Below are 13,203 nucleotides of genomic sequence, written 5' to 3' on the forward strand. Positions count from 1 at the left end.
TTTAAACAGCTATATTGTTAGCACCTAATATAGCGAAAATATATCGAAGTTTTTAAATAAATAAACTACTTATAAGCAACTGCAAAAAAGTTTTCAACTAATACTTTTACTAATTGATCATCAGCGATACTTTCTTTATCATTAATTAAAAATGAATAATTTTTATGCTTTTTCTCAATTGCTATAAACATAAATGTTCAAGAATGAATATAATCAAGCATTAATAAAGATAGTCTGTAATCATATTCAGGTGAATAACGATGAGAATTCTTTAATTTTTCAATCTTTTTAACAAAATAAGCATTAGTATTTTTTACTCTTCATGATAAAAATGTATTTTTATTCTTATATAAAAGTTTAAAATCTTTGTATTCAGAATTTGAGATAAATTTTTCTTTTATTTCTTTAAAATGTTTTTCGACTTTATCGCGATTTTTTTCAGCAATAGAATCAACACTTTGAAATACTTTAAATAAACAAAATATTAAAATAATAAAAGATAAAAAGTTTGTAGTCAATCATATAACAAAAATTGCAGTTGATCATCATAATGTGTTAGGAATGATAACAAATTTTGAAAGAATAATAAAAACATTTATAATATCAAAATCAGAAAATATATTTATCTTTTCAACTAAATTTGACTCTAAAAAATAAGATATTAAAAGACTAGAAAAATAAATCAATAACATACAACCAACACTAAGTGTTATATATGAAAATAAAATCTTTTTATTTATCAATGGACTATTTTCTAGATTTAATTGATTATTAAATATTTTTCTACTCATTTTTACATATTTAACAAAAACTAGATACGATCATCTTAATTGAAACAATAATATAACAATCATTAAACTAATAATACCGATAAAAATTGCTGATCATTGTAAAGTAGAGTAATCCGAAATTTGTTTAATCATATTATTTTTCACTCACCTTTCTATTGAACAAAAATCACTTTATATCTAATAATTTCTTATTAGGTGTAAAGTGATAGTTTATTATATTTTATTATTTTTTATTGTTGTTCACAATTGCTTGGATAAATCCTTTAAATAGTGGATTTGGTTTGTTAGGGCGAGATGTAAATTCAGGATGGAATTGACTTGCAACAAAGAATTTTAATTTAGGAATTTCAATTATTTCAACTAAATTTTGTTCTTCATATATTCCCGAAAATCTTAATCCAACACTTTCTAAATCTTTTTTGTATTCATTATTAAATTCGTATCTATGTCTATGTCTTTCATAAGCATTATCTGAATCATATAGTTTTTGAGCAATTGAGTCTTTTTCTAGTTTAGTCGCCATTGTTCCTAATCTTAATGTTCCACCAATATTGTGACGATCAATTCCTCTTATATAATCAAAGATTGGATGAGGTGTTGTTTCATCAAATTCAGTTGAGTTAGCATCTTTTCAACCTAATAAATCTCTAGCCATTGAAATTGTAGCAATTTGCATTCCTAAACAAATCCCTAAATAAGGTATATCATTTTCTCTTGCAAATCTACTTGCTAACATCATTCCTTCAATACCACGGTTTCCAAAACCACCCGGAACTAAAATCGCTTCTGAGTTTTTTAATACTTCTTTATAGTTGTGTTCATTTAATTTATCAGCTTGAATTCATTTAATTTTAACTTTTTTATTAAATTCTCATCCAGCTATTTTTAATGATTCGATAACAGAAAGATAAGCATCTTGTAATTCGATATATTTACCTACAAATGTAACTTCAATTGATTCTTTTGAAGTATCAATTTTTTTATTAAATTCTTTTCATGATGATAGATCAATTGGTTTAGCATTTAGTTTTAATTGATCAATTACTAATTTATGTAGGTTTTGTTCAGCCATTGCTAAAGGAACTCTGTAAATAGAATCTTGATCTACTGCATCAATAATGTTTTCTGTTGGAACATTACAAAATAGTGAAACTTTTTCTTTAATTTCTTGAGGTGAACTTTTATCACTTCTTGAAACAATAACATCAGGTTGAATTCCTAAACTTAGTAATTCTCTAACTGAATGTTGTATTGGTTTTGTTTTATATTCTTTTGATGCTGCTAATCATAATAATAAAACAACGTGAATAAACATTACATTTTCTTTACCTTGTTCCATTCTAATTTGACGAATAGCTTCAATAAATGGTTGAGATTCAATATCTCCAACAGTTCCTCCAATTTCAGAAATAACAACATCTGCTTTACTTCTTTGAGCAGCTAAATAAACTTTATGTTTAATTGCATCAGTTATGTGAGGAACTACTTGAATAGTTTTTCCTTGAGAGTCTCCTCTTCTTTCACCTTCAATAACTTCTAGATAAATTTTTCCTGCACTTGTTGAAGAAATTTTTGATAATTCTTCATCTGTAAAACGTTCATAATGACCTAGATCTAAATCAGTTTCTCCACCATCACTAGTAACAAAAACTTCACCATGTTGATATGGAGACATTGTCCCTGGATCAACATTTAAATAAGGATCAAATTTTTGCATAAATACTTTTAATCCACTTGCTTTTAATAAAGCACCTAATGAACTAGCTGTTATTCCTTTTCCTAAACCTGAAACTACTCCACCTGTAACGAATATAAATTTTGCCATTTGTCTATCTCCTTGTATCAATTAATTATATTTTACCTAAAATAAAAAAGTCATAAAAACATAAGTTTTACAACTTTTAAAAATTATTCATCATCGTAATCGTCTTCACTAACTGTAACGAATCCGTCATCATCTTCTTCATCGTCTTCGTATTCTTCATCATAATACTCTTCTTCAAGATCTTCATCATCAATTACCATTTCTGAATCATCTAGATCTTCATCATCGATTTCGTGTTTTGGTTTTTTCTCAACTTCTTCTAGTTTAGCAGCTAATTGTTTTTTAATATCTTCAACTTCTGGATCAGCACTTAATGCTCATAAACCATCAGATGTTAAAGCGAAACGATTATCTAAAACCATATCTCCATATAAATCAGCAATAACTGAAATTTCATCTTTTTTCTGACTTACAACATCTTTAGAAATCTCATTTCAAATGTCTTGTAAAGTTGTTGGTTTTTTATTTGCTAGTAAATAGTCATAAACTAAATTTAAATTTGTTTTTTTATTCATTTTTATAGTCTCTTTCTACTACTTTATTTCTAAGTCTTTAGGAAATAAGTATTTAATTTCATTTTTTTGATTATTATTTTCTTTTATAGCACTTGATAAAAGGCTTACATTTTCTAAAGCATCTATTTTATTTGTCTTTTCATTAAATAAGTAAATGTGTTCGTCTTTTTTTGCCTCATGTTCTATTTTATACATAACTGCAGGCTTTGAAACTGTTTTTAGTAAATAATATTCAGGATCATATCCTTTTTCTTTCAATTTGTCTAATATTTTATCTTTTTCAACTAATTGTTCACTCTTGCAAGCAAATAATTCTCTATTATTAATTCTTTTTGAAAGATCACTTAATATTTGATCTTGTTCGTTTTGGCAATTAGCAAATATATTAAACATTAAATAATCATCAATTTGAAGATATTCTTTTAATTTAATTGGTTTATTTTCAAATAATGCACTAAATAATTCATAAATTCTATTATCTTTGAATTTGTAGTTGTTGTCAGCTAAGTATTTAATTCTTTTAAATCATGTTGAAAACATAACATCAAAACTAATTGAAGTTTTATGATTGTATACTTGTTGATACATATGATATCTACCTAGTAAATATGATTCAATTGCATAAATAGTTTTGTGTGGAAAAACAATTTTGTTATCTCTAATTTTTGCATTTCTAATTAATCATTTAACATCTAAAGTTGCATAATCAACTCCACAATTATATGAATCACGAATTAAATAGTCAAATCTATCAGCATCAATTTGAGAACTTACTAGTAAATTAATAATGTTATTTTTATAAGTTCCATCAATAATAGCAACAATATCATCTGGATTAATATCATATTTTTTTAGAATTTTATTAATGTTTCCATCAGTGTTTTTAATAATTTCAGTTGTATAACTTTCATGAGATTTATTTGTAATTCTTTCAAATGTGTGAGAAAAAGCAGCATGCCCAACATCGTGTAATAATCCTGCTAGTTTAACTAACATTTGTTCTTTTTGATCAATTAATTTAAAATCTCTATTTTTTAAAAATTGTTGTAAAACATAATATACACCAACACAATGACTAAAACGTGTGTGAGTTGCACTAGGATAAGCAAATTGACTTCCTGCTAGTTGAAGTATTCTTCTTAATCTTTGCATTTCACTAGAATTAATAATTTCTATATATATTGGATGATCGAAATAAATATCACCATGAACATTATCTCTTATAACTTTTTCATACATATTCATCACCTATTTTTTAAAAGAATTTATATTGTTTAAAACTTTATCTTTTCCTAATAAGAATATCACATCAGCTAAACTAGGACCGTGTTGTGATTTTGAAGCAAAGATTCTTATTGGCATAAATAAATCTTTTCCTTTAACATTAGCAATTTGTCCTGATTCTTTAATAATTAATTTAATATTATCAACACTTCAGTCATTTAAATTAATTATTTTTTCTTCAAATATATTAATTAAATTTTCATAATTATTTAAATTATTTAATTCATTTAATGTAGCTTGATCTACATCGATATCATTAAAGAATAAATCTAAATGTTTGTTAATCTGACTTGCGTATTCTAATTCTTTTTTAAATAATAGTAAAACTGCATTTAATCAACTTGAATCTTTTTGTGAAATATCAAATCTAGTTGTATCAATAAATTTAATTACAAAATCTAAATATTGATCATCAGTTAATTGTTTCATATAAACTGAATTAATTCATTTCATTTTAACCATATCAAAAGTAGAAGGAGATTTACTAAAACGTTTCTCATCAAATATTTCTATTAATTCTTCTTTTGATAATATTTCTTTTTCACCTTTTGGAGATCAACCCAATAAAGCTATATAGTTAAACATCGCTTGAGGTAGATAACCTTGATTTTTGTATTGTTCTATAAAGAATAAAGCATTACCGCTTCTTTTTGATAGTTTTTTACCAGTTGAATCAACAATTAATGTTAAATGACCAAATGTTGGATAATCTCAATTAAATGCATCATAAATCATCATTTGACGAGGTGTGTTTGAAATATGTTCTTCTCCTCTTAAAACGTGAGTAATTTGCATATCATAATCATCAACAACAACAGCAAAATTATAAGTAGCTATTCCATTACTTTTAACAATTACAAAATCTCCTAGATCTTTTGATTCAAAACTAACTTGACCTCTTACCATATCATTGATTGTTCAAGTTTTATTTTCAGGAACTTTGAAACGAATTGAGAATTCTTTTTTATCATCTAAATTCTTTTTGATTTCTTCATCAGATAAGTTTAAACATTTTTGAGAATATTTAGTAGCTACAATTCCTTGTGCTGTTTGTTGTTCGTAATCTTTTTCTAATTCTTCACTAGTACAGAAACATTTATAAGCTAGTTTTTTATCAATTAATTGGTTAGCTAATTCTCTATATCTATCAAATTTTTCAGATTGCATATATTTTCCATATTTTGCATCTCCTGGATTAAAAATAGATTCATCAGGAATAATACCTAATCAATTTAAATTTTCAAATTGTGATTCAATTGCATTTTCAACATTTCTAGCTAGATCAGTATCTTCTATTCTTACAATAAAACTACCGTTGTAATGTTTAGCAAATAAATAGTCCATTAAAGCAGTTCTGGTGTTTCCAATATGTAAAAAACCAGTTGGTGATGGTGCGTAACGTAATCTATATGACATATAAAAATCTCCTTTATAATCGTATAGATTATAATACCAAATTTAAAATTAACAATAAAGTTTGATTTTTAGTAGATAAAAATAACATTTTTTCACCCTTCATATAGGTATTAGAAGAAAATAAAAAAAATTTACCTAATTTTAATAAAATAAATAAAATTTTAGATAAAAGTATAAATATTAGTTATTTTTCTGTAATCCAATTAGTGTTTTTAACTTTTTAAAATATTCAATTTCAGCTTTTGCTAATTCTAGTTTATGATTTAATATTTTCTTTTTTTTGCATAAGTCTTTTTCATCAATTAATTCTTTTTTTATTAGAAGTCATGATTATTATCAGTTTATTAATTAAAAATATCCTAATCACGAAATTTAGTTATTAATAAGGATTTAAGTTATTTAAATACTAATAATAGAAAACAAAAATAGTCTTGCGACTATTAATTATTTATTACAATTTGATCTTGGATTATCAATTTTTTTAAGAATTAATGCTATTAATATAATAACTCCACCAATTACTGACACAAAATTCTGAATTAATCCCATACCAAATGCGCTACATAAGATCTGAGGTGTAAGGCGTTCTTTTTTAAGAGTTGATAATGCAATTATAGATAAAACAAATTGACCTATATATAATGCAGCTCTTAAACCTATATCCATAAAGAAATAAATTAAATCAGGAATAAAACGTCTTGAATTAACAAAATATCCATATAATTGAAGTGCTGTCAATGTCGATCAAATGATTGAACCAATAAGTAAAAACACAAGTCCAACAATCATTATTGCTTTATAGTTAAGCATTTTACATTTCTTAAATGAAAGATTAAATTCATTTATTTTTGTATTATTAACTTGAATTTCTTTTACTTGCTCAACTTTTTTTACAGGTTTATTTTCAACTTGTACATTAACTGGTTGAATATTTTCTTGATTATTTGAATCTAATTTATTCGTATTGTTATTAGCATTGATACTGTTTGCACCAATTAATAATAAAATTCCACCAATAATTGTTCCGAATATTAAATTAAAGATACCTGCTGTTATAACTAATCCTTTTTTAGAACTTGTCGATGGTATTAAACATAAAATTGAAAGTACTAATGATGAAATGTTTAATGTTCAAGTTAGAAATAGTAAAATTTTAAGTCTATTATCTGAAAATCATCAGAAAAGTGTACTAAATCCTAATAAATTAATAGTTCAAAAAACAAATGCTGTAAATCCAGTAATTAACGAAAGTATAGCTCCACCTAAAATCAGATTTTTGTTATCTTGATTTGTATTCATTTATAAATTTTCCTTTCTAAATAAAATAGTCCATTTTTTATTCTATTGCAAAAAAAAAAAAAAAATAAAAGACCTAAATTGCACATGATGCATAATTAATAGAAAAAATATAAAATATTTGTTATAAAATACTTTAATGATAAGGAGTATGAAAATGAAAGTATTAGTTTTACTAGAGTCACCATCAAAAATTGAAAAAATTAAGCACTATTTAGAAGAAGGTTTTAAAGAAAATGAATATACAGTTCTAGCTAGTGGTGGGCATATTTCAAAAATCGCTGATAAAGGAACATGAGGATTAGGAATTGATCTAGAAACAATGCAACCTCAATTTACAGTTGAAAAAACAAGAGCAAAAATAGTTAGTCAAATTAAAAAAGAAGGTAAAAATGCTGATTTAATAGTTTTAGCTTCCGATCCAGATCGAGAAGGAGAAGCTATTGCTTGACACTTAGCTAGTTTGTTTGATAATAAGAAAAAAGAAATTAAACGTGCCACATTTAACGAAATTACAAAAGATGCAGTTATTGAAGCTTTCAATAATTTAAGAGATATTGATATGAATCTAGTTCAAGCTCAATTTGCAAGACAAATGCTAGATAAAATTATCGGTTATCTTGTTTCAAAATCATTACAAAAATCAACTGGTTTAATGAGTGCAGGACGTGTTCAAACTCCAGCATTAAACATTTTAACTACACGTGATGAAATCATAAAACAATTTAAAGAAGTTCTATATAAAAAGATTTTTGTAATTGATAATAAAAATAATATTAATTTAAATTTAACAAAAGACAAAAATAATAAAACTGTAAACACTGAAAAAACTTACTATATAAGTGAAAATCAATCAAAAGAAATTATCGATCAATTATCTGAAGTTTATAAATGTAGCGATTATAAATCTACAGCTTTTGAAACTAGAAGTTTTAAACCTTACTCAACTGCAGGATTATTACAAGATGGATTTAGTAAATTGAAATTAAGTGCTGGTCAAATTACAGTAGCTGCTCAAAAATTGTATGAATCAGGTTATATTACTTATATTCGTACAGATTCAGTAAAATATTCAGATCAATTTATCAAAGATGCTAAAGAATATATTTCTAAAAATTATTCAGAGAATTTATTTAAAGAACATATTGTAGGTAAAAAAGATCTAAACAGTCAAGAAGCTCACGAATCAATTAGACCAACTGATATTTCAATGACTCCTGAAAAAGCAATTTTAGAAATTGAAGATAAAACTCAACAAAGAGTTTATAGTTTAATTTGATGAAACTCTATTAAGTCATTAATGAAAGGTCCTAGCGGATTTAATCATAGATGAACATTTAAAAATGAAGGTTATGAATTCAAACAATCATGACAAGAGGTTTTAGATCTAGGTTATCAAGCAATTAAACACTCATCAAGTGATGAAAACGTTGAAATAACTGAAGATGACGAAATTGAAGAAATTTCAAATCAAAAACCAAGTTTTGAATTTAAACAAGGATTTGAACTAAACATTTCAAAAGATTACATTAAAGTTGAAGATTCAAAAACTAATCCACCTAAAATGTTTAACCAAGCAAGTTTAATTAAAGAATTGAAAAACTTAGGAATAGGAAGACCTTCAACATATAACCCAATTTTAACTAAATTAAAAGATCGTCAATACGTAGAATATCCTAAATCAAAACCTATAGTAGTTACTGATAAAGGTTATGAAGCAAATCAATTTTTATACAATCAATATCAAGACTTTTTCAACCTAAACTATACTGCTGATATGGAATATAAATTAGATAAAATTAGTGAAGGATCATTTAACTATGTTAGTTGATTGAAAGATATTTATCATGCATTAGATAAAAAAGTAAAAGAAGATGTTTCTCAAGCTCAAACTGATATTTTATGTCCAAGATGTAAAGAAGCTAATTTAGTATATATCAAATCTAAATTTAATAGAGGAAGAGGATGTTCTAATTTCACTACTACAGGTTGTGGATATAGAGAATATGAACAACCTGATGGAACTTGAAAAGAATATGTTCCTGCTCCAAAAGATGATAAAAACAACGATGAAAACTAATCTTTTTTAAGAAAATAAAAATGTTGTAAGAAGAAATCTGCATATCAAATGCTAGCACAAGAAAAAAGAACAAGAAGCTCGCTCTTTATATAATATAGATGACTCATTTAAAAAAATAATTATAACTTTTGATAATTCAATACCTAAATATGATCAAAAAGGTGTATTGTACATAGGTTGAGAGATTTTTTATTAGATGGATCATTTATTGATTCTGAAGTTTAATATATAAACAAAAAATAGCATTTTTATTATCAAAATTTCTTTGGAATTTTATTTCAATCTACATCGTTGTCTCGTTCAATAAAATCATTGAAGCTAGAGCAATTATCAACATTTCAATTAGATATATCTTGATCAAAAAACTCAGATTTATAAAGCATATTGTTCATATTTTCAACATTTGAAACATCTCAAGCAATGTATTTATTATTTCCAACATTAACTTCTTTTGTTGAAATATCTTGATTAAAAATTGTAGAAAGTTCTACAGATAAAAAACCTTCTTTAGAACCTGAAAACATATGACTCATATCAGTTACTTTTGAAGTGTTTCAGTTACCTATGTTTTTATCAAACCTATTGCATTTATAAAACATACTACTCATTTTGGTTACATTAGAGGTATCTCAAGCAATGTATTTATTATTTCCAACATTAACTTCTTTTGTTGAAATATCTTGATTAAAATAAGAACCAACTTTACTAAAAATAGAAGTATAAAACATATGACTCATATCAGTTACATTTGAAGTGTTTCAGTTACCTATATTTTGGTTAAATTGGCTAGCTTTAGAAAACATATGACTCATATCAGTTACTTTTGAAACATCTCAAGCAACATATTTCTTACTACCGACATCAACTTCTTTTGTTGAAATATCTTGATTAAATGGAGAACCGTCACTTCACATTGAACCAAACATCCATTTCATATCTGTTACCTTAGAAGTATTTCAATTAGATATATCTTTATCAAAATTTAATGATTCATGAAACATATAACTCATATCAGTTACATTTGAAACATCTCAAGCAATGTATTTATTATTTCCAACATTAACTTCTTTTGTTGAAATATCTGTGTTAAATTTAGAAAATGCAAAAGTAGCTGCCATACTAATAATGTTTGAAGTGTCTCAGTAAGCAAGATCTTCTATTTCATCACCTACGCAAAATGCAAAAGAAGCATCTAAACTTTCTATTCTGTGTGGTAAATTTTTTGGCACCTTTTTCAATGGTCTTGTTTTCAGTCCATTATCTTCCATATATTTAAACAATTCATTATTTGCTAAAATGCGGTAAATAAACCATTTCTAGGAGAAACAACATAACCAATTTCGGTAACTTCTTCAAATGAATTATCTTTAAATTTTGTTTGAAAATCATTAAATTTTCCAAAAGGCAACTCAATTATTTGATCTTTATATTTAATTTTAAAAATTTTATCTTTATGTGTAATTATATATTTACTTCAAGTTTCATTGTCTAAATTCTCATCACCTTTAAATATTGAAATACTTACATTATGCATCTTTAATCTTCTGATTACAGATTTCAATAATATATCATTCGTTAATTTTAACTCTTCACTTATTGTTTCTTCATTAGCCAAGTTAGGTAAAACCTCTTTAACATCAATAAATCTATCTTTAAACTCATAATCTCAAATGTGTTTTATTTTATTGATAATTTTTTCTTCCTGATCAATGATAGAAAAAACAATATCGACATGTCCTTTATAAGTATTATCACCAACTTTAGGTCTAACGGTAACTTTATCTTGTTGAATATTATCTAATTCTATCTTATCAAGATCAAGATCAGGATTTTTTTCTTTTATTAAGTTTAATAAAACATCATGAATTTTATCGGATTTATCAATTTCTCCTAAGTTAAGTTCTTTAATTACTGTAGATAAATCAATTTTTTTAGATTTGTTATGCCATATACCAATTCCAGCACCAACTGCAGCAGTGGACACAACAGTTGTTCCTGCTATTATATAGATAAGTTTCTTTGATAATTTCACTATTTTCACTCCTTTTTAAAGGTATATTCATTGTTGAATTGATTTTAATTCTAAAAAAATAAAAACTCTCCATCTTACAACATTTTTTCTATACAGCAAACGGCATAACTCCACCAATACATATTAATATAATACTCATTACAAATAGACATCCAATTATTGGCATAATACCTTTTAGATATCTTGTATAACTCATTCTTGAAATTGCAACAGCACCCATAACAACTCCACTTGTAGGAGTAATTAAATTAACTAATCCTGATGCAAATTGAAATGCAGTAATTGCTCCAACACTAGCGTGTGGATCTAATTGAACTCCTTGTTTATCTAATAATGATTTAGTTAATAATGGGAATATTGCAGTAGCAAATCCTGTTGTTGAAGGAATTAAAAATGATAAAGGAATAAATATTATAAATAACACTAATGATTTTAAAATGCTATTTTCTATTCCACCAATAGAACTACTAATTCCTGAAACAAATAATGATTGAAGATTTGTTTCGGATAATATAACTCCAATTCCAGCGGCTGTTCCAATAATTAATGATACTGATAAAATATCGCAAGCTCCTTTAAATCAAGTATCAATAAATTTAGTTTCACCCATTCAGTTAACAAATCCTAAAACAATAGAAGCTAACAAGAAAATCATCGCAGCAACTGATAAATCAGTTGCATTTCCTCATCCTGGAATTGTTGAAGCTAAATAAGGTAAATGTCTTCTTAATCAATTAGCTTGATCTTCCATTACTGTTGTATTAAATATTTTGTCTCAACCTATTAAATAAACAATCATAATGATAAAAGTTATTGCAAATAAAATTAATGAAGTTTTCTTTCTTCAATCTAATTTTATTGTTTCAACTGTACTTCCTAAGAAGAATTCTTTATCACCGTGTAAAGTTGAAAAAGTAACTGATCTAGATGGATTATTTTTAACTCTTATTGCATACATCATAGTAAACACTATTACAAACGAAGTAAAAATAAATCAACATAAAATACGTCATACTAAACCATTACCTACAGTCATTTTGTCTGCATTTTCAGGTAATTGACTATTAATAGCATCAATAACAACTGGTACTAAGAATGGATTAACTGTAGAAGCTAATACTCCAACTCCTGCTCCAATCATAATGATTAAAACACCAGTAAACACATCAAAACCAGCCATAAGCATTAAAGGAATACATATCATGTAAAATCCTAATGATTCTTCGGCCATTCCTTCAACTGAACCAAATATTGAAAAGAATGTCATTAAAGGAACTATCGCTCAAACTTCTTTTCCTTTTAATTTAGTAACAATAGCTTGTGAAAAACCTTCTAACGCTTTTGTTTGAACTAATATAAATATAAATGCTCCAATACATAAAACGAAAATAATAACATCAGTTTTATCTATAAATCCTTTAATTGGTGCATAGAATCAATCAGCTATACCAATTGGAGAAATTAAAGCTTTTCCTGTAAAATTTGCTACTCCATTAAATCCTATTAAGTATTCAGAGCCGTTAGCTTTATTAACTCAACCACTTATTTCTTTTGTTCATCCTTGACCTAAATTTGTTTCAAGAAATTCAAATCAAGTTTGAGTGTTACCTGGAACAACTCCAGGATGTTCTTTATCTCATAATTCATATATAGGTTTTAAAACATTGTGATTTTTTCAATCATTAAAAGCGATATTATTGTTAACTTCTGTTTTAACACCAGCTCAATGTAATATTCAAGACGATAACATTAAAATACCCATTATTAAAAGTAAAATACTAAAAGATGAGATCATTTTTAAATGACGTCTTTTTTTATTTTTCTTTTGATTAAAATCCCCATTTTGTGCAGAACAATGCATCTCAGTTTGATTATTCATCTTTTTCTCCTTTCTAGAACTGATACATTTTATATTTTTTAATTATACTAATTTTTTTAATTTATATGAACTTAATTAAAGAAAA

Annotated in this window: 10 protein-coding genes; 1 reads left to right on the forward strand and 9 read right to left on the reverse strand. The window is 25.6% G+C overall.

The window, feature by feature from the left end; all coding sequences use genetic code 4:
• Nucleotides 1-65: 65 nt before the first annotated feature.
• The 6 genes from NX779_RS04280 to NX779_RS04305 all read right to left on the reverse strand — a co-directional run bounded on the left by NX779_RS04280 (nt 66) and on the right by NX779_RS04305 (nt 7,130).
• Nucleotides 66-923, reverse strand: coding sequence for an MFS transporter (locus tag NX779_RS04280; protein ID WP_259430150.1), 858 nt, complete (start codon nt 921-923; stop codon nt 66-68).
• A 91-nt stretch (nt 924-1,014) separates the two neighbouring features.
• Nucleotides 1,015-2,616 (reverse strand): CTP synthase, encoded by a 1,602-nt coding sequence (gene pyrG, locus NX779_RS04285; protein WP_259430151.1) that lies wholly within the window; start codon nt 2,614-2,616, stop codon nt 1,015-1,017.
• Nucleotides 2,617-2,699: 83 nt separating this feature from the next.
• The gene (gene rpoE, locus NX779_RS04290; RefSeq protein WP_259430152.1) at nt 2,700-3,131 is read right to left on the reverse strand and encodes a DNA-directed RNA polymerase subunit delta; all 432 of its coding nucleotides are present in this window, start codon (nt 3,129-3,131) and stop codon (nt 2,700-2,702) included.
• 18 nt (nt 3,132-3,149) lie between these two features.
• The gene (locus tag NX779_RS04295) at nt 3,150-4,370 is read right to left on the reverse strand and encodes an HD domain-containing protein (protein ID WP_259430153.1); all 1,221 of its coding nucleotides are present in this window, start codon (nt 4,368-4,370) and stop codon (nt 3,150-3,152) included.
• Between the two features lie 9 nt (nt 4,371-4,379).
• Nucleotides 4,380-5,831, reverse strand: a complete 1,452-nt coding sequence (gene gltX, locus NX779_RS04300; protein ID WP_259430154.1) for a glutamate--tRNA ligase — start codon at nt 5,829-5,831, stop codon at nt 4,380-4,382.
• Nucleotides 5,832-6,275: 444 nt separating this feature from the next.
• A complete protein-coding gene (locus NX779_RS04305) occupies nt 6,276-7,130 on the reverse strand; it encodes a hypothetical protein (RefSeq protein WP_259430155.1) in 855 nt (284 codons plus the stop codon).
• A 154-nt stretch (nt 7,131-7,284) separates the two neighbouring features.
• Here NX779_RS04305 and NX779_RS04310 point away from each other — a divergent pair, with 154 nt between their 5' ends.
• Complete coding sequence (locus NX779_RS04310) at nt 7,285-9,207, forward strand: type IA DNA topoisomerase (protein ID WP_259430156.1); 1,923 nt, start codon at nt 7,285-7,287, stop codon at nt 9,205-9,207.
• 251 nt (nt 9,208-9,458) lie between these two features.
• Here NX779_RS04310 and NX779_RS04315 read toward each other — a convergent pair whose 3' ends face one another.
• The 3 genes from NX779_RS04315 to NX779_RS04325 form a co-directional block, all read right to left on the reverse strand.
• Nucleotides 9,459-10,475: a BspA family leucine-rich repeat surface protein gene (locus NX779_RS04315; RefSeq protein WP_259430157.1), complete on the reverse strand. Its 1,017-nt coding sequence runs from the start codon at nt 10,473-10,475 to the stop codon at nt 9,459-9,461.
• A 23-nt stretch (nt 10,476-10,498) separates the two neighbouring features.
• The gene (locus NX779_RS04320) at nt 10,499-11,239 is read right to left on the reverse strand and encodes a hypothetical protein (RefSeq protein WP_259430158.1); all 741 of its coding nucleotides are present in this window, start codon (nt 11,237-11,239) and stop codon (nt 10,499-10,501) included.
• Nucleotides 11,240-11,327: 88 nt separating this feature from the next.
• On the reverse strand, nt 11,328-13,100 hold the full coding sequence (locus tag NX779_RS04325) for a YfcC family protein (RefSeq protein ID WP_310795087.1): 1,773 nt from the start codon (nt 13,098-13,100) through the stop codon (nt 11,328-11,330).
• Nucleotides 13,101-13,203 lie beyond the last annotated feature (103 nt).

Source organism: Mycoplasma cottewii (assembly GCF_024918975.1).
Lineage (GTDB): Bacteria > Bacillota_I > Bacilli_A > Mycoplasmatales > Mycoplasmataceae > Mycoplasma > Mycoplasma cottewii.